General features: G+C 61.4%; 21 protein-coding genes. 9 read left to right on the top strand and 12 right to left on the bottom strand.

Features of this window, described 5'->3' with window-relative positions; genetic code table 11:
* Positions 1-203 precede the first annotated feature (203 nt).
* The 5 genes from KQ933_RS03025 to KQ933_RS03005 all read right to left on the bottom strand — a co-directional run bounded on the left by KQ933_RS03025 (position 204) and on the right by KQ933_RS03005 (position 5,743).
* Positions 204-929, bottom strand: a complete 726-nt coding sequence (locus KQ933_RS03025) for a L,D-transpeptidase (protein ID WP_216757328.1) — start codon at positions 927-929, stop codon at positions 204-206.
* 175 nt (positions 930-1,104) lie between these two features.
* Positions 1,105-1,917, bottom strand: a complete 813-nt coding sequence (locus KQ933_RS03020) for a L,D-transpeptidase (protein WP_216757327.1) — start codon at positions 1,915-1,917, stop codon at positions 1,105-1,107.
* Positions 1,918-2,064: 147 nt separating this feature from the next.
* Positions 2,065-2,988, bottom strand: a complete 924-nt coding sequence (locus tag KQ933_RS03015) for a S9 family peptidase (protein WP_216757326.1) — start codon at positions 2,986-2,988, stop codon at positions 2,065-2,067.
* A 115-nt stretch (positions 2,989-3,103) separates the two neighbouring features.
* Positions 3,104-4,729 carry a cisplatin damage response ATP-dependent DNA ligase gene (locus tag KQ933_RS03010; protein WP_216757325.1) on the bottom strand — a complete coding sequence of 542 codons (1,626 nt, stop codon included), beginning with the start codon at positions 4,727-4,729 and terminating at the stop codon, positions 3,104-3,106.
* Positions 4,730-4,732: 3 nt separating this feature from the next.
* On the bottom strand, positions 4,733-5,743 hold the full coding sequence (locus KQ933_RS03005; RefSeq protein ID WP_216757324.1) for a ligase-associated DNA damage response exonuclease: 1,011 nt from the start codon (positions 5,741-5,743) through the stop codon (positions 4,733-4,735).
* 155 nt (positions 5,744-5,898) lie between these two features.
* Between KQ933_RS03005 and KQ933_RS03000 the strand changes: the two genes are divergently transcribed.
* Positions 5,899-6,495: a DUF922 domain-containing Zn-dependent protease gene (locus KQ933_RS03000; RefSeq protein ID WP_216757323.1), complete on the top strand. Its 597-nt coding sequence runs from the start codon at positions 5,899-5,901 to the stop codon at positions 6,493-6,495.
* 5 nt (positions 6,496-6,500) lie between these two features.
* Here the strand turns inward: KQ933_RS03000 and KQ933_RS02995 are convergent, their stop codons facing one another.
* Positions 6,501-7,067, bottom strand: a complete 567-nt coding sequence (locus KQ933_RS02995) for a dienelactone hydrolase family protein (protein WP_216757322.1) — start codon at positions 7,065-7,067, stop codon at positions 6,501-6,503.
* A gap of 134 nt (positions 7,068-7,201) precedes the next feature.
* Here KQ933_RS02995 and KQ933_RS02990 point away from each other — a divergent pair, with 134 nt between their 5' ends.
* The gene (locus KQ933_RS02990; protein WP_216757321.1) at positions 7,202-8,173 is read left to right on the top strand and encodes a glycerophosphodiester phosphodiesterase family protein; all 972 of its coding nucleotides are present in this window, start codon (positions 7,202-7,204) and stop codon (positions 8,171-8,173) included.
* Here the strand turns inward: KQ933_RS02990 and KQ933_RS02985 are convergent, their stop codons facing one another.
* Entirely contained in the window at positions 8,174-10,471 is a 2,298-nt protein-coding gene (locus KQ933_RS02985) for a bifunctional diguanylate cyclase/phosphodiesterase (protein ID WP_216757320.1), read from the bottom strand.
* A 224-nt stretch (positions 10,472-10,695) separates the two neighbouring features.
* On the opposite strand from KQ933_RS02985, the gene KQ933_RS02980 reads away from it, so the two are divergent.
* Together KQ933_RS02980 and KQ933_RS02975 are read left to right on the top strand one after the other, a co-directional pair.
* Positions 10,696-12,078 carry a TIGR03808 family TAT-translocated repetitive protein gene (locus tag KQ933_RS02980; RefSeq protein WP_216757319.1) on the top strand — a complete coding sequence of 461 codons (1,383 nt, stop codon included), beginning with the start codon at positions 10,696-10,698 and terminating at the stop codon, positions 12,076-12,078.
* Between the two features lie 97 nt (positions 12,079-12,175).
* Positions 12,176-12,841 (top strand): glutathione S-transferase family protein, encoded by a 666-nt coding sequence (locus KQ933_RS02975; RefSeq protein WP_216757318.1) that lies wholly within the window; start codon positions 12,176-12,178, stop codon positions 12,839-12,841.
* A 3-nt stretch (positions 12,842-12,844) separates the two neighbouring features.
* Here KQ933_RS02975 and KQ933_RS02970 read toward each other — a convergent pair whose 3' ends face one another.
* Positions 12,845-13,741, bottom strand: a complete 897-nt coding sequence (locus tag KQ933_RS02970) for a LysR substrate-binding domain-containing protein (RefSeq protein ID WP_216757317.1) — start codon at positions 13,739-13,741, stop codon at positions 12,845-12,847.
* 173 nt (positions 13,742-13,914) lie between these two features.
* Here KQ933_RS02970 and KQ933_RS02965 point away from each other — a divergent pair, with 173 nt between their 5' ends.
* Both KQ933_RS02965 and KQ933_RS02960 read left to right on the top strand, forming a co-directional pair.
* Positions 13,915-14,109 carry a hypothetical protein gene (locus tag KQ933_RS02965; protein WP_216757316.1) on the top strand — a complete coding sequence of 65 codons (195 nt, stop codon included), beginning with the start codon at positions 13,915-13,917 and terminating at the stop codon, positions 14,107-14,109.
* 43 nt (positions 14,110-14,152) lie between these two features.
* Positions 14,153-14,506 (top strand): MmcQ/YjbR family DNA-binding protein, encoded by a 354-nt coding sequence (locus KQ933_RS02960; protein ID WP_216757315.1) that lies wholly within the window; start codon positions 14,153-14,155, stop codon positions 14,504-14,506.
* On the opposite strand, the gene KQ933_RS02955 is transcribed toward KQ933_RS02960, so the two are convergent.
* Positions 14,503-15,123: a glutathione S-transferase family protein gene (locus tag KQ933_RS02955; protein ID WP_216757314.1), complete on the bottom strand. Its 621-nt coding sequence runs from the start codon at positions 15,121-15,123 to the stop codon at positions 14,503-14,505. The two genes, KQ933_RS02960 and KQ933_RS02955, sit on opposite strands and share 4 nt — an antisense overlap.
* 89 nt (positions 15,124-15,212) lie before the next feature.
* Positions 15,213-15,569 carry a DUF4406 domain-containing protein gene (locus KQ933_RS02950; protein WP_216757313.1) on the bottom strand — a complete coding sequence of 119 codons (357 nt, stop codon included), beginning with the start codon at positions 15,567-15,569 and terminating at the stop codon, positions 15,213-15,215.
* A 124-nt stretch (positions 15,570-15,693) separates the two neighbouring features.
* On the opposite strand from KQ933_RS02950, the gene KQ933_RS02945 reads away from it, so the two are divergent.
* On the top strand, positions 15,694-16,449 hold the full coding sequence (locus KQ933_RS02945) for a DeoR/GlpR family DNA-binding transcription regulator (RefSeq protein WP_216757312.1): 756 nt from the start codon (positions 15,694-15,696) through the stop codon (positions 16,447-16,449).
* Between the two features lie 18 nt (positions 16,450-16,467).
* Here the strand turns inward: KQ933_RS02945 and KQ933_RS02940 are convergent, their stop codons facing one another.
* On the bottom strand, positions 16,468-17,472 hold the full coding sequence (locus KQ933_RS02940) for an asparaginase (protein WP_216757311.1): 1,005 nt from the start codon (positions 17,470-17,472) through the stop codon (positions 16,468-16,470).
* 194 nt (positions 17,473-17,666) lie between these two features.
* Here KQ933_RS02940 and KQ933_RS02935 point away from each other — a divergent pair, with 194 nt between their 5' ends.
* Complete coding sequence (locus KQ933_RS02935) at positions 17,667-18,878, top strand: MFS transporter (RefSeq protein ID WP_216757310.1); 1,212 nt, start codon at positions 17,667-17,669, stop codon at positions 18,876-18,878.
* A gap of 1 nt (position 18,879) precedes the next feature.
* Here KQ933_RS02935 and KQ933_RS02930 read toward each other — a convergent pair whose 3' ends face one another.
* Complete coding sequence (locus KQ933_RS02930; RefSeq protein WP_216758815.1) at positions 18,880-19,503, bottom strand: metalloregulator ArsR/SmtB family transcription factor; 624 nt, start codon at positions 19,501-19,503, stop codon at positions 18,880-18,882.
* Between the two features lie 99 nt (positions 19,504-19,602).
* Here KQ933_RS02930 and KQ933_RS02925 point away from each other — a divergent pair, with 99 nt between their 5' ends.
* On the top strand, positions 19,603-21,033 hold the full coding sequence (locus tag KQ933_RS02925; RefSeq protein WP_216757309.1) for an MFS transporter: 1,431 nt from the start codon (positions 19,603-19,605) through the stop codon (positions 21,031-21,033).
* Positions 21,034-21,035: the final 2 nt, after the last annotated feature.

Below are 21,035 nucleotides of genomic sequence, written 5' to 3'. Positions count from 1 at the left end.
CCGTGTTGTACGGGCGGCTTTGCTTTTTGGCTTGGCACTCCTCAGCCCTTCGCTTGCGCTTCGGGCGTTCGCTGCTGCAATCGATTCACTGGATCGATTGCTCGGGCTTCCCCCGACCGCTCCGGCCCTGCGCTTACGCTTCGGGCGTTCGTCGCTACAATCGATTCACTGGATCGATTGTTGCCGCTGCGCGGCACCTCTCCTCACTGCCAAACAACGATCGGGGTTTTGTTGGGGACGCGATCGTAGAGGTCGATAATGTCCTGGTTCAGCAGGCGCACGCAGCCCGACGAGACGGCCTTGCCGATGGAGCGCCATTCGGGATTGCCGTGCAAGCGGTAGAGCGTATCTTCACCGTCGGAGAAGATGTAGAGCGCGCGCGCACCGAGCGGGTTCAAGAGGCCTGGCTCCATGCCGCCACGCTCGATCGAGTATTTCGCAAGCTCCGGCTGGCGGGCAACCATCTCGTTCGGCGGCTTCCAGCGCGGCCATTTCTGCTTCCACTGGATCACGCCGTTGCCCGACCATGCGAAACCTTCGCGGCCGATGCCGACGCCGTAGCGCATCGCCATGCCGCCGGGCTGGACGAGATAGAGGAAACGCGAGGGCGTATCGACAACGATGGTGCCGGGCGGCTGGCCCGTCGGATCCACGACCTGCTGGCGATAGTAGCGCGGATCGATCTGCTGGTAGGGAACGGCGGGGATGAGGAAACCGCCGTCTTCGATTGGGCCGTACATGACGGCAAGTTCTGCTTCACCGGGCACGCTCGTCGTCTGGAACGGGCGGAAAGGAGAGCGGTAGCTGATCTGCATGCCGCCATTTTCGACCGTATTCGACGTGGAGGCACAGCCTGCCAGCGCGGAAGCCGCTGTTAAAGCCGAAAAGGAAAGAAAGCTACGACGGGAGAGAGGTTTATCGAGGCTCATGACGCGGGACTGGTTTCCTTCGTGATGCGGGGCTCGCAATAAACGCAGCTCACCCCTGATTCGTCCAATGCCGAAATCGACAAGGAAAGATCTATCGGCTTATGCTGAATAAACCATAGCATCACGCAGACGTGTCCGGCTCCGGGCAGACGATCTCGCCTGCCCTGTTGCAGCCCTACATCACAACGATCTCGGACTTGGCCGGCACTCGGTCGTAAAGGTCGACCACATCCTGATTGAGCATGCGTACACAGCCGGACGAAACCGCCTTGCCGATCGACTGCCAATCGGGGGTGCCGTGGATGCGATAGAGGGTGTCCTGGCCGTTCTTGAAAATATACATGGCGCGGGCGCCGAGGGGATTGGCGAGGCCCGGATTCATGCCGCCATTTTCCGCAGAGAAGGGGCGAACTTCCGGCTGGCGGGAGACCATTTCGACCGGCGGTGTCCAGCGCGGCCACTTCTGCTTCCACTGGATGACGCCGCGGCCCTTCCAGGCGAAGCCCTCGCGGCCGAGACCAACGCCGTAGCGCATGGCCTTGCCATTGCCTTCGACAAAATAGAGGAAGCGGTCCTTGGTATCGACGACGATCGTGCCGGGGCGCTCGTTGGTCTGGTAATCGACCTCCTGGCGCAGATATTCCGGCTGGATGCGGCTGGCAGGGATGGCCGGCAGCGTGAAATCGCCGTCCCTGACCTGGCCGTACCTGCCCATATCGAGGCGCAGCGGGTTGCTGACCGGCAGACCGTAAGTCTGGTGGAACTGGGTCTTGTAGAGTTCTCGCGTCTGCGGCACCGGCTGATCGGGGATCGGCTTGACGCGGCGCGGATCGACGCCCGGCGGCTCGTAGAAGACCGGCGAGATTTCCTGCACGAAGCGCGCCGGAGAATCGGCCGCGACATCCGGAACGATAATATTGCAGCCACTAAGTGACGTCGCGGCAGCAACGAGCCCGGCAAACGGGAAAGCCCGGCGCAGAAAATTCATGAAACCATCCTCATCAGCGATAACAGAGACAGCATTATCTGCTCGCAGGATGGCATTCGCGGCTGGCGCGAGGCTGGCGGCCGAAGCTGAAAGCGGCCGAAAAAGTCTGACGATGCAGGCAGTCGCCTGACCCGCATCCGGCGACTATCAGGCCGCCACACCGTGAAAGAACTGGATGCTTTGCGCGATCTCGGCCGGCAGCGCCGAAGTGTGGTTGCCGGCTACCGTATCGGCTTCGATATGCGTGCCCGCCGCACGGGCACGCGAGACGAGCAGATCGGCGCGATCGTTGAAGTGGGACTCTTCCTTGCCGTGCAGCACGCGCACCGGGCATTTGAAGCTGTGCGCGTAGCAAAGCGCCGTGCGCACCTCGAATTCATGCGTGTTGGAATCGTCGAAGCGGATGTCTTCGGGATAGCGGTTGAAGAAGCGGAAGGCATCCGCGTTGCCTGAAATCGGCACGGCCGCCCGAAAACGATGCGTACTCATCGCCGTCAGCATGGTCAGCGTGCCGCCGACGCTATGACCCGCGATGAAGAGGCGCTCGGGATCGACGCCCGGCAGATGGCGCAGGCGCTCGGTCGCGGCGAGCACGTCGTCCACCTCGTCATAAAAGCCGGAGAAATTGCCCATCTGGCCGTTTTCGCCGCGCAAGGACGGCATCATCACGACATAGCCGGCATCCATGTAAGGCTTCACGAGCTGCCAGTGGCCGATGCCCATGGCATTGCCGCCATGGAGGAAGAGGATGCCGGGCTTGGGCTTTTGTTCGCGCTTGTACTTCGAAACCCAGGCGGTCAGTTCCAATTCGCCGCCGTAGCCGGAGCGATAGAAGATGCGGTCGGCATCGGCGGGTGCTGTCAGCGGCTCGTATTTGTCCGGCGCCGGCCCCTTCTGCAGCAGCTTGGTGCGGAAGTGGCGGCGAACGCCGGCATAATCATGCTTGGCGAGCCTCGGAACGTCGGGCACGTCGAAGGCATTCGCAAGGCTTGGCAGCAAAAGAGAACCGGCCATGCCTGCAAGCAGGCCGCGGCGTTGACGGAAAAAGGCATTTCGTTCTTGCGAGCTCATACACGGCACCCATCATTTCCCCGGCTCAAAAAATCTGCACCGGAAGAGCGTTGCCGCCAATACACATGCTGTTGAAAACGGGGAGCCTGCGTCATTGTTGCGCAGGCAGATATCGTCAACCCGCCTTGGCGTCGATCATGGCGATGAGGGTGCGCAGGCGATCGGCCTCGTAGGAGGGCTTGTCGGGGCGCAATCTCGCGATGCGGGGGAAGCGCATGGCGACGCCTGACTTGTGACGAGTGGATCGGTTGATTCCCTCGAAGGCGACTTCCACCACGAAGCCGAATTCCTTGTCGGCCCTGACAGCCCTGACCGGACCGAAGCGTTCCGTCGTATTGTTGCGCACGAACTTGTCCAGCACTTCGAGCTCGGCATCGGTGAAGCCGAAATAGGCCTTACCAACGGGGACGAGCTGTTCGCCATCCTCGTCATCCGCCCAGACGCCGAAGGTGAAATCCGAATAATAGCTGGAGCGCTTGCCGTGGCCGCGCTGGGCATACATCAGCACGGCATCGACGTTGTAGGGGTTACGCTTCCACTTGAACCACGGCCCCTTCATGCGGCCAGCCTGATAGATGCTGTCGCGGCGCTTGATCATCACGCCTTCGATGACGGGATCGGGCGGGGCTGCGCGCAGACCGTCCAGGTCCTCCCACGTCGCGAATGACACAAGCGGCGAGAGGTCGAAGCGGTCATGCGGGGCGCGGTCGATAATTTCCGAAAGCCGGTCACGACGCTCGACATAATTCCTGCCGCGCACATCCTGTTCGTCGTCGAAAAGCATGTCGTAAGCGCGGATGAAAGCCGGATACTCCTCCAGCATCCTTGACGTTACTGTCTTGCGGTTCAGGCGCTGCTGCAGATCGGAGAAGGTGCGGGTCGGATTATTCGAACGTGCCGTGCCGCCGACCAGAAGCTCGCCGTCGATGACGCCCGAAAAGCTGATCGATTCCAGAATATCGGGAAAGGCGCCGGAGATATCATCACCGGAACGGGAATAGATCCTGCGCGTCTCACCGGAACGGGAAAGCTGGACGCGAATGCCGTCCCATTTCCATTCGGCTGCGTAATCGACGGGATCGAGATTGGCGAGATCCCCTTCCTCTACCGGATTGGCGAGCATGACGGAATGGAAAATGGCAGGCGTTGCCAGCACCGGCTTTTCTTCTCCGCCTTCCAGCCATTTGAACAGGCTTTCATAGGGCGACTGCAGACCATGCCAGAGAGTCTCGATCTCGGTGACGTCCCTGTCGCCGAGATCGGCGAGCGCCTGCTTGGCGAGGCGGGCGGAAACGCCGATACGCAGCGCCCCGGTCGCCAGCTTGATGAAGGCGAAGCGGCCGGAGGAATCGAGCCGGTCGAGCAGATCGCGCACGAAGCTGCGCACCTCCGTGCGGCCGAGCGAATTCATTTTGACGACCACCTCGCCGAGGCGCGGCTGGGCGAGAGCGGAGCGGTCGATATCGCGCTCATTGTCCCAGACCAGCGAGATGGTTTCGGCGAGGTCGCCGACATAGTCGTAGGAATAGCGGAAGAGCACGTCGTCCATGCGTTCCAGCACCAGTTCGCGCAGCATGGCGGGCTTGACGTTGCGCACCTCCAGCGTGCCGGCGATCACGGCAAGGCCGTAGCCTCGGTCCGGGTCCGGCGTGTTGCGGAAGTAGTCGGTCAGCAGTTTCAGCTTGCCGGTGCGGCTGGGAGTGAGGACCACGCGGTCGAGGAGATCGGCGAAGGCTTTCATGTTTCAATCCCCCTCATCCTCATAGCCCACCAGATGCAGCGGCTTGGCCTTGATGCCCTGCAGCTCGCACCAGCGGACCAGCGCCTCCTCGCGGCCATGGGTAACCCAGACTTCCTGCGGGGCGAGCTCGGTGATCGTCTCGGTCAGTTCCGGCCAGTCGCAATGATCGGAGATGACGAGCGGCAGTTCGACTCCGAGCTGCTTGGCACGCTGGCGCACCATCATCCAGCCCGAAGCGAAAGACGGCAGCGGATCGTTGAAGCGGCGTGCCCAGCGGTCGGCAAAAGCCGAGGATGGGCCAACGACGACGGCGCCCTTGAAGGCGGACTTGTCGCGGCTTTCGCTCGTCGCCGGAAGGAGTTCGCCGAGATCGATGCCCTGGCTGATATAATAGTCGCAGAGCCGTTCCATAGCGCCGTGGATGTAGATCGGCTCGCCATAACCCGCATCACGCAGCAGGCGGATGACGCGCTGCGCCTTGCCGAGCGCATAGGCGCCGACGAGGTGCGTGCGTTCGGGAAACTGGCGCAGCGAGGCGAGGAGCTTGCCGGTCTCGTCGATCGGATCGGGATGGTGGAAGACCGGCAGGCCAAAGGTCGCCTCGGTGATGAACACATCGCAGGGTACCGGCACATAGGCTTCGCAGGTCGGGTCGGGCCGGCGCTTGTAATCGCCTGAAACGACGATGCGCGTGCCGTTCTTCTCGATGGCGATCTGCGCCGACCCGAGAACATGACCGGCAGGATGAAAACACACCTTCACGCCGTTGACGACGAGTTCCTCCCCGAAAGCGACCGGCTGTTCGCTGGCTGAGAAGCCGCCACCATAGCGGATGCGCATGATGTCGAGGGTCTGGCGAGTGGCGAGCACGTTCCCATGGCCCGGACGGGCGTGGTCGGAATGGCCGTGGGTGATGAGCGCCCGCTCCACCGGCCGCACCGGATCGACATAGAAGCCGCCTTCCGGGCAATAGAGTCCTTCGGGGGCGGGATAGAGCAGCGCATCTGGTCTCATGACAGCAAAGATAGTGGGAATTGCGTTTTGCGCCAGAGGGATACACGGCGCCAAATTTACCAGCCGAGGCGTGGCATGCAGGCTTCGTCCATTGCATCCTCCCGCAACCCCCATTAGCTTCGCCGGCGCTGCAGTAGGAAAGCGAATGAGGGCGCATGCGGACTGTTTTCGGATATGCACTACTGGCGCTGGGGCTGATGGAGCCTGGCGCGGCCTCGGCAGCCGACTGGCAGCCAAGTGAGGAAGTAAAGGCATACGCGATCACCGGCCGCACCGGCATGGAACTTTACCGGTCCATCGGCGAACGCGGGCCGCAGGCCGGGCCGGGCCGGGTCATCGCGCATACGACCTTCAAGCTGACCTGGACGCGCAAATATGAACAGCAGGGCAGTGCCTGCACGCTGACATCGGCAAAGCCGAAGCTCACCATCATCTACACGCTTCCGAAAGCGCCGACCGACCTGCCGGCGGCCACCAAGGCAAGCTGGGATAGCTTCATATCAGGCGTGCGCACCCATGAGCGCTGGCACGGCGAGACGATCGTCGAGATGGTCAAGGAGATCGAGACGCTGAGCAACGGCTTCTCCGTGCCCGACGATCCGGGCTGCAAGAAGATCAGGCCCGAGCTGACGGCGCGGCTCGGCGAGCTCTCCAACAAGCAGCGCCAGCGCGGCCGGGATTTCGACCGCTTGGAAATGAGCGAGGGCGGCAACATCCAGCAGCTCATCCTGAAGCTGGTGAACGGTCCCTGACAGGTTCAGAGCACGGCGAGGAAAGCGTCGACGCGGCTCCAGGTGGCGTCCGTCGCCTTTGCATCGTAATCCGGCAGCGACGGATCGGTGTAGAGATGACCAACGCCGGGATAGAGGAAGACCTCCAGGCTGATATTGGCTCTTGCAGCATGCGCGCGCCATGCCGCCACTTCATCTGCCGGCTCGAAATCGTCAGGGTCTGCCAGATGGACCTGAACGGGAATGCCTTCGCGCGCATTGGCCGGAATCTCGGCGATGCTGTGCAGCAGAAGCATGCCCGATGTCTGCGGTCGGCTCGGCCAGAGGCTTGCGGCAATACCCGCCCCCATCGAGAAGCCGCCGAGGACGGCCGATGCCGGGAGGTCGGCAACCGCCTTTTCGGCCCGCTTGCAGAGTTCGGCCCAGCCGATCTCCTTGCGGATGGAGAAACCTTCTTCGATCGTCTGCCCTACCCTGCCCCCGTAGAGATCGGGTGTCATAACCTGATGGCCCGCTGTGCGCAGACGCGCCGCGGCATCCCGTTCAAGGGACCGAAATCCGTAGACTGAATGAAAAAGTACAATCTCCGCCATCGCCATCTCCATGTCTTGCAACATAGGGTTTCTGCAACGTGAAGGCGAGCTTTAACCCATAAAAGCCCCAAATGAGCCAAAGAACCACCGGAATCACTTTCTAGCCATTGGCCGAGGCACGACCGGAGGGGATGATGGGACGGAAGCTCACATATACAGGCATGGCGGTTCTCGCCTTTGCCGCCGCAATTTACCTCAACAATACCAGCTTTTTAGCCGAACATCGCGAGGGCAAGCCACTGCTTCTGGCGCATCGCGGCATCGCCCAGCGCTTCGATCAGACGGATCTGAAGAACGACACGTGCACGGCTGCGCGCATGCTGCCGCCGAAGCACGATTATCTGGAGAATACCATCCGCTCCATGCAGGCGGGTTTCGACGCCGGGGCCGACGTGGTGGAGGTCGATGTGCATCCGACAACCGACGGGCAGTTCGCCGTCTTCCATGACTGGACGCTCGATTGCCGCACGAACGGACATGGCGTCACGCGCGAACATTCCATGGCCGAGATGAAGACACTCGACATCGGTTATGGCTACACGGCCGATGGCGGCATGAGTTTCCCCTTCCGTGGCAAAGGCGTCGGTCAGATGCCGACCCTTGACGAGGTGCTTTCCTCCTTCCCGGACAAACATCTGCTCATCAATGTCAAAAGCCGCGACCCTTCCGAGGGCGAAGAGCTCGCGGCCGTGCTGAACGGCCTGCCGGTTGAGCGGCGCGCCAGGACCATCGTCTATGGCGGCAACGAGCCGATCAACCGGCTCCGGCAATTAGCGCCTGATATCCGCACGGCTTCACGCGCCAGCCTGATGGGCTGCCTCACCGGTTATATCGGCTACGGCTGGACAGGTCTTCTGCCCGATGACTGCCGGAATGTAATGATGCTGGTGCCGATCAATTATGCGCCATGGCTGTGGGACTGGCCGGACAGGTTCCTCAACCGCATGCAGGATGCACATACGCAGGTCTTCGTTATCGGGCCTTATCACGGCGGCGGCTTTTCGACTGGTATCGACAATGCCGAACGCCTCGCGCAACTGCCTGACAATTATTCCGGCGGCATATGGACGAACGAGATCGAGACGATCGCCGATCTGGTGAAATGATCATGCGCCGCGCGCCAGCAGCATGACGACGATTTCTTCCGGCGCCACGGGCCTGGAGAAGCGGTAACCCTGCGCCTCCTCGCATCTGACATGGCGCAGGAATTCCAGCTGCGCGTCGGTTTCCACGCCTTCGGCGAGCACCGAGAGTTTTAACGTCTGGGCGAGCGAAATGACGGCCGACGCAATGGCGACGGCGGTCTGATCGGCAGGCAGAGCCTCGACCAGCGAGCGGTCCATCTTCAACCGGTCGAAGGGGAAGGTCTTCAGCGCGGCAAGCGAGGAATAGCCGGAGCCGAAATCGTCGATCGACAGACGCACGCCAAGCGCACGCAGCGACAGCATCATGGAGAGCGCACGGGCGGCATCCTGCATGATGACGCTTTCGGTCACCTCCAGCTCCAGCCAGCGCGCATTGAGCCGATGACTGTCAATTGCCTCTGCCACGTGTGAGGCGAAATCGGGATCGGCGAACTGCCTGGGCGAGACATTGACGGCGATTGTCAATGGCGTCAGTCCCATGTCCTGCCAGGCGCGAGCCTGGCGACAGGCCTCGTTCAGCACCCAGAGACCGAGCGGCACGATGAGACCGGTTTCTTCGGCAAGCTGGATGAAATTCATGGGCGGTATCACGCCCTTGGTCGGATGGTTCCAGCGCACCAGGGCTTCGAGACCGCTGATACGGCCGGTCGCGACATCGACCTGCGGCTGGTAGAGCAGAAAAAGCTGGTCGCCGACGATCGCCTGGCGCAGTTCCTCCTGTTCGCTGAGCGGCAGATCGACGGCATTGCTGACGACACCGTCGTGGTATTGCAGCGTGTTGCGGCCAAGCTGCTTGGCACGATACATGGCACGGTCGGCATTGGCGAGCAATTCGTCCGGCGTCGCACCATCCCACGGAAAGGCGGCAACGCCGATGCTCGAAGTGACGGCGATCTCACCAACTTCGGAGCGTACAGGCTTGGAAATCGCCTTCTGAAGCTCGCGCAGCCGCCGCATTATGCCGGCATCGTGGCTGGACTGATGGACGAGCACGACGAGGAATTCATCGCCGCCGAGGCGCACGACCATATCGGAGGCGCGCACGCAATTCGCCATGCGGGCAGCAATCTCCTTCAGCACCTCGTCGCCGGCGGCGTGGCCGCTCGTATCATTGATCTCCTTGAAATTGTCGAGATCGATATAGCCGACGGTGACCTTGCGGTTGTTGCGGCGGGCCTGATCGAGGATCTTCGCCATGCGCTCCTTCAGGAAGGCGCGGTTCGGCAGACCAGTCAGGTCGTCGTGATGTGCCATGAAATGGATGCGGTCATCGACGCGCTTGCGCTCGATGGCAATGCCGGCAATGTGGGTGGCGAGCGCCACCAGTCTCATCTCGTGTTCGGTCGGACGTCTCACTTCTTTCGAATAGAGCGCGAAAGTGCCGAGCACATTTTTCTGCGAGGTGCAGATCGGCGTCGACCAGCAGGAGCGGAGGCCGAACTGGCCGACCATCACCCGGAAATCCTCCCAGAGCGGATCGGCTATCACGTCCTCTACGATGACAGTTTCGCCGCGCCAGGCCGCCGTGCCACACGAGCCCACCTTCGGGCCGATTGCAACACCGTCGATCATCCGGCTGTAGGCGCCGGGCAAATTGGGAGCCGCGCCGTGGTAGAGCCGTGTGCCCTCGCGGTCGAGCAGCAGCACAGAGCCGGAAATACCGATCATCTGGCGCTCGATCATCAGCACCAGTGCTTCGAGGATCATCGGCAGGGGTTCGTTGCGGGCGATCATTTCCAGCAGGTTCGCCTGGCCGCGATAGAGCTCCTCCTGCCGCTTGCGCTCGGTGATATCGCGGGACACACCGATGAGGCCGACGACCTCGCCGCGATCGTTGCGCAGCGGTATCTTGGAGGTCAGGCGACACATGGTGCCGCCATCCGGCATCGGTACGAGTTCTTCCATGTCGATGCGGGGCTCGCCGCTCGACATGATCTCCTGCTCGACATCGAAATACCGGCGGGCCGTCTCAAAATCGAACAGGTCGAAGTCGCGCTTGCCGGCGACCTCGGCAGCGTTCTCCAGCCCGTGGCTGCGCGCCATGACAGCATTGGCGAAGACGAAGCGACCATCGCGGTCCTTGACGTAAAGAAAATCGGGAAGCTCGTGGACGATTGCCTTGAGGCGGAGGTTCTCTATGCCTTCGGACAGATGATGAGCGGTCGCCGCCATCATTGCCTCCGTGGCAGCCACGATACGCTGCGTCTCGGCACTGAAGGTATCACCAGATTCCCAACGTCGGACCCCAATTCCATTCATGACGCTGTTCTCCCGGTAAACGCAGGCCTGTCCACAATAGTCATATTTGAAACCGCTTTCTAAAATAACGAGCATTTCCTTCGGGTTGCTTAAATGGAAAGGTGAACAAGACGACAATATTGGAAAGGTTGCGTTTGTTGATCGACCGATGACTATTCTTCTGTTGCAGACATGTGTCGAAAAGAAACATTTCTGCTGGCATGAATCCTGCGTGGAGCTCGGACATGAAGAAGGATTTCAGCAAAATCTCCCGGCGGGATATACTTGGCATGGCAGCCGCTTCTGCGGCGGCGATGATGGCGCCGCGCGCTTTTGCGGCTCCGCTCAGTGCGGAACAGCCCGACCTGCGCGGCTCGATCGATGCGGTGCAGTATCGCGCCGTTCCCGAAAGCGGCGACAAGAAGAACCGCAATCTGCAGCAGATGATCGAAAAAGCGGCGCGCGAGAACGTAGCGGTCTTCCTGCCGCCGGGCACCTATCGCATCTCCAACCTGACGCTGCCGGACAATACGCGCATATCAGGCGTGCCGGGCGCAACGCGGATCGTTTATACCGGCGAAGGTCACCTTTTTGCCGCAGAGAATGCCGGCCGCATCGAGCTTTCCAATCTCGTCATCGACGGATCGAACCGGTGGCTGGCAGATTATGCCGGCGCCCTCATCCAGTTCACCGGCGTCGGTGAGGTGCTGATCGACAATTGCGAAATCGGCGGTAGCCGCAAGCACGGGCTGCAGCTCGAGCGTTGTGGCGGGCGGATCGAACGCAGCCGTATTTCCGGCGCCGGGCAATCCGGCATCTATGCGGTGGAATCGACAGGCCTCTCGGTCACAGACAATACGGTTTCCGACTGCGGCAATGGCGGTATTCTGGTGCACCGCTGGAAGAAGGCCGAGGATGGCACGATCGTTTCCGGCAACCGTGTTTCCAATATCCGCGCCAATGATGGCGGCACCGGCGAAAACGGCAACGGGATCAATATCTTCCGCGCCGATGGGGTGACGGTGGCTGACAACCAGATCTCCGACTGTGCCTTCACCGCCATCCGCGCCAATTCCGGCTCCAACATCCTGATCAGCAACAACCAGTGCCGCCGCTCCGGCGAGACGGCGATCTACGTGGAGTTCGAATTCGTCGGCGCCGTCGTCTCCGGCAACATGATCGATGGAGCGGCGAACGGCATTTCGATTGCTAATTTCGATCAGGGCGGCCGGCTGGCCAGTGTCACCGGCAATGTCATTCGCAACCTGACGCTCAAAGGCCCCTACAAACACGAGGTCGGCTTCGGCATCGGCATCGCAGCCGAGGCCGATACGCTGGTGTCGGGCAATGTCATCGAGGACGCGCCGCGCTGGGGGCTGCAGATCGGCTGGGGGCCTTATCTGCGCAATGTCGTCGTCAACGGCAATGTCGTGCGCAAGTCGCCGGTCGGCTGCGCGGTTTCCGTCACCGAAGGTGCGGGTTCCGCCGTCATCACCGACAATATCTTCCAGGAGATGGGCAAGGGCGCTGTGATGGGCTTCGAATGGGACAAGCAAGTCTCCGATGAGCTTGCCGATGATAGCTCCCGCTATAAGCAGCTGACCATCGGCCGAAACCGCATTTCCTGAGCGCTATCAAAAGCTTTCATCGACATATCATCCGCAGATGCTTTTTTCACGATTGCGCTGGCTTTAGGGTCGGCGCATCAGAGAAGGGGACATTGCTATGCTGACAATCTACGGGGTCTACCGTTCGCGCTCCGCCCGCGTTTACTGGATGGTCGAGGAACTGGGAATCGAATTCCAGTCCGTGCCGGTGCTGCAGGCCAGGCGCCTTGCCAATCCGCTCTCGCCGGATGCGCCCATTAACACGCTCTCGCCGGAATTTCTTGCCATCAACCCGATGGCGCTGATCCCAGCCATCAAGGATGGCGATCTCGTATTGAACGAGTCTCTGGCGATCAATCTCTATCTCGCGCGCAAGTATGGCGGCGAACTCGGCGGCAAAACCGTCGAGGAAGACGGTTTGATGACGATGTGGACGATCTGGGCGGTTTCCGAACTCGATGGCAACACGGGTAAGATCGTTTCGACCTATGATGACGGTAAGGAAAACACCGAGGCGGGACGCGCCGTAATCGATGTCGCCTGCCGCACTATGAAGCGGCCGCTTTCGGTTCTCGAAAAACATCTCGAGGGCAAGGACTGGATCGTCGGCGGGCGCTTCACGGTCGCCGACCTCAACATCGCGGAAGTACTGCGCTACGCCCAGAGCGAAACCGCGCTGTTTGCGGCGCATCCGAACATCGACGCCTGGATCAAGCGCTGCCAGTCCCGCCCGGCCTATCTGGAAATGCAGCTCAAGCGCTCGCTGGAGCCGATCGAAGTCTGAGGATCAGCCGAAGATCGCGGCGGTTTCGGCCATTTCTTCGCGGATCCAGGCCTTGAAGTCGCGCACCTTATTCGGCTCGCGGCCGCCTTCGGCACTCACGAAATAATAGCCGTCGCCGGTATTGGCGCGGATACCGAAGGGTGCGACCAGCCGGCCTTCCTGCAGCGAATAGCCGGCGAGCGTCTGCCAGGCGAGCATCACACCCTGCCCGGCAATCGCCGCATCGAGGCAAAGCGAGGCATCGTTGAAGCTGTGGCGGACGGCAGGCGGCGCGCCCGAGAGCCCGGCCGCCTGCATCCAGACATCCCATGTGAACATGGCATGGGCATCGATGACGGCCGGCAGCTTCAGGATATCGGCCGGCTCCTTCAGCTTCGCGGCCATCTCGGGAGAGCAGACGGGAAACACCACCTGCTCCAGGAGATGCTCGACCTTCACGCCCGGCCAATGACCCTTGCCGACACGGATCGCGACATCGATATCCGAGGCGGCCAGATTGACGAGTCTAGTGGTCGCGTCGAGACGCAGGTTGATTTCCGGATGGCGCTCCATGAAACGGTCCAGCCGGCAGACCAGCCAGCGGGCGGCCAAAACAGGCGCTACCGAGATGGTCAGGATGCATTCGTCCTTGCGCTGCGCCATCGCAACGGCTTCCGAAAGCCGCACGAAGCCTTCGTTCAGGGCGGCAAGAACGGGCGCTCCCGCTTCCGTCCCCAGCATGCCCTTCGGCGTGCGCTCGAAGAGCAGCCGGCCGAGTTGGGCTTCAGCCTTGATGACCTGCTGGCTGACGGCTCCGACGGACACGCCGAGTTCATGCGCCGCCGCCTGAAGCGAGCCAAGCCGACCGACGGCCTCCAGTGCGCGAAGGCCATTGAGATGCACGGAATTGAGGTTTCTCATATAGCTTTCCTATAGCAGGAAACTGGTAATCTCAATTGAAAAGCAGGTGCTCGCCGCCGATATTGGCATCATAAGACGATTATGTTCGAGGCTATTCTATGCCCGTGGTGCCGAAGGCGATTGCGATGTCTTGCGCCGATGGCACTGTTACGCATCGAGAAAGGAGAGCCACGATGTTACTGCTGAAGTTTTTCTGGAACCAAACAGATCCTGGCACAAGGACCTCAGAGACCAAAGATGATTGGGACGACGATCTGCTCGGCCACCCCGACATCGCCTCCATGTCGCAGCGAGAGCTTGCCGACCTGCCTCTGCCGGTACCCGCGCCCAAACACCCTCTGCAACGACAACTAGAGAAATGCGTCTGAAGCTGTACTATATTCCCGTCGAAGAATAGTCGGGGCGGGCGGTATGGCGGAAAGCGTGGAAGGGATTCTGGCACGGTTGAAGCGGTTGGCGAAGGAGGCCGGCCTGTCTGGCATCGAGGAAAGCACCTCTTATGGCAACCTTGCGCTGAAGGTCAGGGGCAAAAGCTTCGTCGCGGTCAAGAACGACGAAACGGTGGTGATCTCGATCCCGATCGATCATAAGGAACACCTGCTGACGATGGCGCCCGATATCTACTTTCAGACAAACCATTATGTCGGCTGGCCGTACCTGCCGGTTCGGGTCGCCGCTATCGGCGACGACGAGCTCAAGCAGCGGCTGATCGACGCCTGGACCTACCGGGCGCCGAAGAAGCTGATTTCCGCCTATCGCGGTTAGACCTTTTCGCGCGCCAGCGCACGCTGGACAGCAGGGCGCTGCAGCATGCGTGCATGATGCTCGCTGACCTTGGGGAAGCGTGCGGGATCGACGCCATCGGATGGCAGCCAGTCGGTCATGACGAAAAGATAGGGATCGGCGACCGTGTAGGTTTCGCCCATGACCCACGGCCCCTCAAACATCGTCTTCTCGATCAGTTCGAAGCTTTCGGCCATGGTCTGCGGCACCTTGGCCTTCATGGATTCCAGAGCCGCTTCATCATCGGCCCAGCGGGAGCCCCGCGGGCGATGCGCATGGTTCACGTGCACTGTCGATGAGATATACCCGTTGAACGCCTGCAGCCGGGCAAATTCGAAGGGGTCGTCGAGGGGCGCGAGCCTGACGGCGGGCGCCATCTGGGCAATATAAGCGAGGATCGCCGTCGACTCGGTCAGTACGCCGCGGTCGGTGGCAAGTGCGGGAACACGGCCCTTCGGATTGATCTTCAGATAGGCTTCCGAGCGCTGCTCGTTCTCGCGCGTATTGACCTTCTTCGCATCGAAGGAAAGGCCGGATTCCTCCAGCGCAATCAGGCTGGCAAGCGCGCAGCTACCGGGCGCGAAATAGAGTGTGAGCATGGTGAGACTCCCCTTTCGGGGAGCCTTATAGCGCGAGTTTCATGGTCAGCGGAAGACAAGGTTTCGTCATTCGCGCGGCCCTGCACCCATCACGCGCAACCTGGCACGTCCTCCAGCCGGTACCAGACCGGAATACCGCGCTCCTTGGCAATGCGCACGTCGTTGTCGGCGCCCTTGGAGTCGCCCGGCAGGCGCAGCACGCCTTCGCAGAGCTGCAGCAGGCGGCCGGCGACGGGATGAAAGATTTCCTCATAGAGGTCGTCACCGACCGATTTGCCGCCGGCGGCATGCCAGATGGGCAGCGCCACCCATTCGCCAATCATCGGCACATGGCCCGCCTTGAAGAGAGCATGGGACGGCTCCTCCAGACGCTTGAGGTTGGCAGCCATCTTTGCAGGGTCATCGCCCGTTCCGGACCGGTACGGACCGGCAATCAAAATCAACATTGGTGTCTCCATCAACTCCCGGCCTCATGCACGGGATTTCGCGAAAATGCACGATATTTCTTGAATGTCGAGTCAATTCGTGCATATTCGCGATGTTTCGTAAATTTTCGTGCAGAGACCACTCATGCTGACCACACAACGGAAAACTCTCATCCTCGACATCCTGCGCCGTGACGGACAGGTGATCGCCAAGCGGGTGGCTGAAGATTTCGAGCTGTCGGAGGATACGATTCGCCGCGACCTCCGGGAGATGGCAGCGGAAGGGTTGCTGAAGCGCGTGCATGGCGGCGCCCTGCCGATTGCCCCCGACCTGCCTGACTTCACGGCCCGTCGCGATGTCGCTTCCGACGTCAAGGCGCGGCTCGGCGCAAAGGCGGCGCAGATGGTGAAGGCCGGACAGATGGTGTTTCTCGACGGCGGCACGACGACGGCCGAGGTGGCGCGTCACCTGCCGCGCGACATCCCCTTCACCATCGCCACCCACAGCCCGACGATCGCCGCCGAGCTGGAACATCACCCGACCGCCGAGGTGATCCTCTGCGGCGGCAGGCTCTACAAACATTCGATGGTGGCGACGGGAGCCGTCGCCATGGCCGCGATTTCCGCCCTGCGGCCGGATATCTTCTTTCTCGGCGTGACGGCCGCCCACCCCATGCATGGATTTTCGACAGGGGATTTCGAGGAAGCAGCAATCAAGCGGCATATCGCCCGCTGCTCGGCGGAGACGCATGTGCTTTTGACGGCAGAGAAATTCGATCTCGTTTCACCCTGCCCGGTGCTTGCCATCGGTGACGTGGCGGGGTTGATCGTGCCCGCGGAAATGCCGGCGGAGCGGCTTCGGCCCTATGCAGAGCTCAATGTCGCAATTGCCGCAGCTTGACCCGCTCTGGGGCAGCGATCAGGCGAAGGCCTCGCTCACTCTGATATCGCCGACATGGATGCCGTTCCAGTTGCGCATTGATTTATTCGCCAGAGCGGTCAGCGCAGCATGTTCCCTGCCGCCCTTCTCGAAGAAGCGGGCGAGCGTCGCCGCAACCACGGCTTCGGCTGCGCGCCCGGCACCGTCATCGCATTTCAGCGCAATCGCAATGCCTTGTTCCGGAATGGCGGCGCAGAAGACGCCTTCCGCGCCTGTCTTGCAAAAGATGCGGCCGGGGGCGATCTGCATCAGCTCCGTGCAGGCCCGGCCGGTGCCCGCGACATAGAAGGGCTCTGCCATGCAGGCTTCGAAAAGACGGCGGGACGCGCTTGCGCGCTCACGGCCAAGGCCGTTGCCGGTCGCCATCTTCGCAAAGCCATGGGCAAGCGATTTCAGCGGCACGGCATAGGTCGGAATGGAGCAGCCGTCGATGCCGCAGACGTCATGACCGAGTGTGGCGCCGGTCAGGCTTTCCATGGCATCGCGGATCTGCTGCTGCAACGGATGATCGTAGCCGATGTAACCTTTGCTATCGATGCTCTGATGGCAGCAGGCGCAGATGAAGCCGGCATGTTTGCCGGAGCAATTGTTGTGAAGCGCGGTCGGCTTCTCCAGCGTGCGCGCCTGGTGGATCAGCGTCTTCTGGTCCGAGGACCAGTGCGCGCCGCATTCCAGCGCTTCCACGTCACGGCCGGCCCGCGACAGCATGGAGGCGGCAAGCGCTACATGTTCGTCCTCGCCGCTATGGGAGGAACAAGCGAGCGCCAGTTCCTTGTTGCCGAAGCCATAGGCATCCGCCGCGCCGCTTTCGACCAGCGGCAGCGCCTGCATCGCCTTGCAGGCCGAGCGCGGAAAAACGCCCGCCTCGATATCACCCAGCGAAAAGGCGACACGGCCATCGCCATCCACGACCGCAACCGATCCGCGATGGCGGCTTTCGACGAGCGAGCCTCGGGTGACTTCGACGAGGACGGGATTGGGCATAGGCAAGAATCCGGATTGGGGCAGAGACTGAAGGCATAGCCTCTCGCTCTCCGAAAGCCAACGGAATTTGCAGGAGATATCGGCCGATCACAGCATCTGAACAACCATCACACGAAGTGACTGTTGGTGGGGCAAACTATCGTTTTCCGTGTAGACGCGATGAGGTTAAAGGTGGGTCATCAGGTCTCATTCTCATGCCATCCTCATTTTCTTCCATCATCCGCGACAGCCGCATCCGCATTCCGACCGTCACGCTGGTGGCGCTCGCCTTCACCTATGCCTCGACGGTCCCCTACCAGTCGATCATCGGCATCAGCGAACTCGGCATGAGCAACGGTGCCTATTCGGCGCTGGTGTTCTTCGCGGCGGTCGTCAATGTCGCCATCAGCCTGACGCTCGGCATATGGTCGGACAGGCTTAGGGAAAGGCGACCACTGGTGCTGGCGCTTTCCATTGCCGGCATGATCGGCTTCGGATCGATCGCGCTTGTTCACAGTCCTGCGGTTTTCATCTTCTCGGTGCTCTTCCTCGTGCCGATGAGCAATTCAACCTACTCGTTGCTCTTTGCGAGTGTCAGGGCACGCACCAATCAGTTGGCCCGCAGCGAGGCGGTCGCCATTACCTCGACAGTGCGCGCGCTTTATTCCGGTTCCTGGGCGGTGGCGCCGGGGCTGGTCGGGCTTGCTCTCGTCACTTCGCCATCGATGACGCCGGCTTATGGGGTGGCTGCGGTCGCAAGCCTCATCTGCTTCTGCCTCTATTTCTTCTTCGCACCCGGCAACGGCCTGGTGCGCGAGACGCTCACCGACCAGCCAGGCTTCTTCGCCTCACTGAAGCGGGTCTTTGCGCTCGATGTTTTCGTCCGCGTCTTCGTCATGTCCCTGCTGCTCGGCCTGCAGCGGCTGAATGGCATGGTCTCGCCGCTCATCATCGTGCATAAAATCGGCGGCAGCGTCGTCGATGTCGGCTTCCTGTCGGGCCTGACGGCCTTCCTCGAGATGCCCTTCATGATGATGTGGGGTCTGGTGCAACGGCGCTTCCATACCGTGCATGTGCTGGCTTTCGGGACGGTTCTCTACTGCCTCTACATGGTGCTGCTCGGCTTTGCCACCGCGCCCTGGCAACTCTATGCGCTGCTCGGCCTCAATGCCTGCGGAGCGGCTGCCATCCTCAGCCTGCCGATCACCTATCTGCAGGACCTCATCGCAGATCGACCAGGGCTTGGCAGCTCGCTGATATCGCTCAACACCTTCATCGGCATTGGTGTGGCCGCAGGCCTTTTTGCGCTGGGAACAGCCGTGACGGATTATTCAGGTACGGCCTTCGTCGGTGCTGCTGTCGGCATCATGACCATCGTGATCCTGCTCTATCTGGAAAGCGGAAGCCGCGTGCGCCAGCCCGCTTAAATTATCTCGGTGTGATCCGATAGGCGCAACGGCGCGCACCGAGCAGGATATGCTCGCTGCGCTCGACATTGGCCGAGAGCACACTGCGGAAGGTTTCGATTTCCGAACGGCAGAATCCGGCACAGACCGCGGCCGCCGCGCAGATCGGACAATGGTTTTCGACAAGCATCAATGATCCATCCTCCTCCTGCCAGCTATCGGCCATATAGCCCTCGCGGCTTCGGATGGCGGCCAGCCCTTCGACGCGGGCGGCAAGATCCGGCTTGCCGGCGAGTTCATCGCGATAGCGCTGCAGCGTTTCACTTTCACGGGCGGCAATGACGGTATCGAGCGCGGCGGGGCCGAGTTGCTCGACAACGGTCGTCAGCAGGGCCGCCGTCAGTTCGGCATGGCCATCCGGGAAATGCCTGTTGCCTTCAGCCGTCAGGTGCCAGAGCTGGCTCGGCCGTCCCCTGCCCTTTGCGGCCACCGTCATCGCTTCGACCAGCCCCTCTTCCGCCATTTTGGCAAGTTGCTGGCGGGCGGCCTCGCCTGATATGCCGAGTGCATCGCCGATCGCGGCGGCGAGCTGCGGCCCCTCGGTCTTCAACAGGATCAGGATGCGGTTGACGGGAGACTGGCGCATATTTTCCAAGTTATCTCTTGTTTTAATCCGATGCTCATGCAATTTTCCAATCCATAACTTGGAAAATAATAACGGGTCAGGAAAACGCAAGGATTCATTATGTCCGAGACCGCATTGGAGCCACCCGGCTCATCGACCTCCGTCTTCCAGCTGTTTTCTCCCGCACTTCTGCCAGCAACGCTGATGCTTGGCGGCGGCATGACGATCGCGGCCGTCGAAAGTTATATTACGGCGACGATTGCGCCGAGCATCGTGCGCGATGTCGGCGGGCTGGAGTTGTTTTCACTGGTGACGACGCTCTACGTCGCCGCCACCATACTGGGGTCGATCTTCATGGCGATGCGGCCGAGACGTATCGCGCTGCGCAGCGTCTATGTCCTGGCGGCCGTGGTCTTTGGCGTCGGCAGCCTGCTTTGTGCGGCTGCACCGTCGATGCCGTTCGTGCTGATCGGACGAACGGTGCAGGGCTTCGGCACCGGCGCGCTTGCCGCCCTCTGTTACGCCTTCATCCGCTTCGTCTATCCCGAACCGCTCTGGCCGAAGGCTTCAACCCTCTATGCGGCGATCTGGGGCGTTTCGACCGTCATAGGCCCGACGCTCGGCGGCTTCTTCGCGCATGACAGCGCCTGGCGCTATGCCTTTGCCGTGCTCGTTCCGCTCGGCGTGCTGATGGCGGTGCTGGCGCCGCGGCTTTTACCCCAGGCCGAGGACGACCGCGAACAAACGAAAATGCCTGTCGTGCAGATCTGCCTGCTGCTTGCTGCGGTGCTGCTCGTCAGCACCGCAGGCACGGTCGAGGCGATGACGGCTAAAATCGGATTGGTCGCCATCTCGGTCGTCGCCATCGGCGCGATGCTCGTCATCGAACGCAAGGGAGACAACCGGCTGCTGCCATCCGGCGCGGTGACGCTCAGCCAGCCGATTTCGCGGGTGTATCTGACGATGCTCGGCCTGAACGTCGTCCTCGTCAGCGATATCTTCATTCCCTATTTCCTGCAGATCCTGCATGGGGTGACACCGTTGGTCTCGGGCTATCTGGTGGCACTTGTCGCGCTCGGATGGACGGTGGCGGCCTTCTTCAGCGCCTCCTTCTCCGGATGGAAAGTCAAAGCGGCAATCGTAGCGGGCTGTATGACGGAGGCCGTTGCGACAGCCGCGCTTGCTGTCTTGCTTGCCCGCGAGAACCCGGAGGCGAATCTGGCCATCCTCGTGCCGGCGGCGATCACCATGTTCATGATGGGCTTTGGCGTCGGCCTCGGCTGGGCACATCTCGTCGCCAAGGTTCTGAAGCTGATTGCCGACAACGAGCAAGACAAGGCATCGGCAGCCATTCCCACCATAAGTTCGCTCGGAAGTGCTTTTGGCGCAGCCTTTGCCGGTGTCATCGCCAATGGCGCGGGTCTGGTGGAGCCTGGCGGCATTGCCGGCGCGCTGTCGGCGGCGCGATGGCTCTATCTGATCATGGCCTTGCCGGGACTGGTTGCCATCGGCGCTGCGGTGTCGCTTACCGCATCGACCCGAAAATCGTAATC

Source organism: Rhizobium sp. WYJ-E13 (genome assembly GCF_018987265.1).
GTDB lineage: Bacteria > Pseudomonadota > Alphaproteobacteria > Rhizobiales > Rhizobiaceae > Rhizobium.
Note: the sequence above shows the minus strand (reverse complement) of the source record. Positions and strands in the feature narration are given on the sequence as shown.

Excerpts from the sequence above, each read along its gene's own strand:
- KQ933_RS03025 (WP_216757328.1), bottom strand. The coding sequence starts at position 929 with ATGAGCCTCGATAAACCTCTCTCCCGTCGTAGCTTTCTTTCCTTTTCG.
- KQ933_RS03020 (WP_216757327.1), bottom strand. The coding sequence starts at position 1,917 with ATGAATTTTCTGCGCCGGGCTTTCCCGTTTGCCGGGCTCGTTGCTGCC.
- KQ933_RS03015 (WP_216757326.1), bottom strand. The coding sequence starts at position 2,988 with ATGAGCTCGCAAGAACGAAATGCCTTTTTCCGTCAACGCCGCGGCCTG.
- KQ933_RS03010 (WP_216757325.1), bottom strand. The coding sequence starts at position 4,729 with ATGAAAGCCTTCGCCGATCTCCTCGACCGCGTGGTCCTCACTCCCAGC.
- KQ933_RS03005 (WP_216757324.1), bottom strand. The coding sequence starts at position 5,743 with ATGAGACCAGATGCGCTGCTCTATCCCGCCCCCGAAGGACTCTATTGC.
- KQ933_RS03000 (WP_216757323.1), top strand. The coding sequence starts at position 5,899 with ATGCGGACTGTTTTCGGATATGCACTACTGGCGCTGGGGCTGATGGAG.
- KQ933_RS02995 (WP_216757322.1), bottom strand. The coding sequence starts at position 7,067 with ATGGCGGAGATTGTACTTTTTCATTCAGTCTACGGATTTCGGTCCCTT.
- KQ933_RS02990 (WP_216757321.1), top strand. The coding sequence starts at position 7,202 with ATGGGACGGAAGCTCACATATACAGGCATGGCGGTTCTCGCCTTTGCC.
- KQ933_RS02985 (WP_216757320.1), bottom strand. The coding sequence starts at position 10,471 with ATGAATGGAATTGGGGTCCGACGTTGGGAATCTGGTGATACCTTCAGT.
- KQ933_RS02980 (WP_216757319.1), top strand. The coding sequence starts at position 10,696 with ATGAAGAAGGATTTCAGCAAAATCTCCCGGCGGGATATACTTGGCATG.
- KQ933_RS02975 (WP_216757318.1), top strand. The coding sequence starts at position 12,176 with ATGCTGACAATCTACGGGGTCTACCGTTCGCGCTCCGCCCGCGTTTAC.
- KQ933_RS02970 (WP_216757317.1), bottom strand. The coding sequence starts at position 13,741 with ATGAGAAACCTCAATTCCGTGCATCTCAATGGCCTTCGCGCACTGGAG.
- KQ933_RS02965 (WP_216757316.1), top strand. The coding sequence starts at position 13,915 with ATGTTACTGCTGAAGTTTTTCTGGAACCAAACAGATCCTGGCACAAGG.
- KQ933_RS02960 (WP_216757315.1), top strand. The coding sequence starts at position 14,153 with ATGGCGGAAAGCGTGGAAGGGATTCTGGCACGGTTGAAGCGGTTGGCG.
- KQ933_RS02955 (WP_216757314.1), bottom strand. The coding sequence starts at position 15,123 with ATGCTCACACTCTATTTCGCGCCCGGTAGCTGCGCGCTTGCCAGCCTG.
- KQ933_RS02950 (WP_216757313.1), bottom strand. The coding sequence starts at position 15,569 with ATGTTGATTTTGATTGCCGGTCCGTACCGGTCCGGAACGGGCGATGAC.
- KQ933_RS02945 (WP_216757312.1), top strand. The coding sequence starts at position 15,694 with ATGCTGACCACACAACGGAAAACTCTCATCCTCGACATCCTGCGCCGT.
- KQ933_RS02940 (WP_216757311.1), bottom strand. The coding sequence starts at position 17,472 with ATGCCCAATCCCGTCCTCGTCGAAGTCACCCGAGGCTCGCTCGTCGAA.
- KQ933_RS02935 (WP_216757310.1), top strand. The coding sequence starts at position 17,667 with ATGCCATCCTCATTTTCTTCCATCATCCGCGACAGCCGCATCCGCATT.
- KQ933_RS02930 (WP_216758815.1), bottom strand. The coding sequence starts at position 19,503 with ATGCGCCAGTCTCCCGTCAACCGCATCCTGATCCTGTTGAAGACCGAG.
- KQ933_RS02925 (WP_216757309.1), top strand. The coding sequence starts at position 19,603 with ATGTCCGAGACCGCATTGGAGCCACCCGGCTCATCGACCTCCGTCTTC.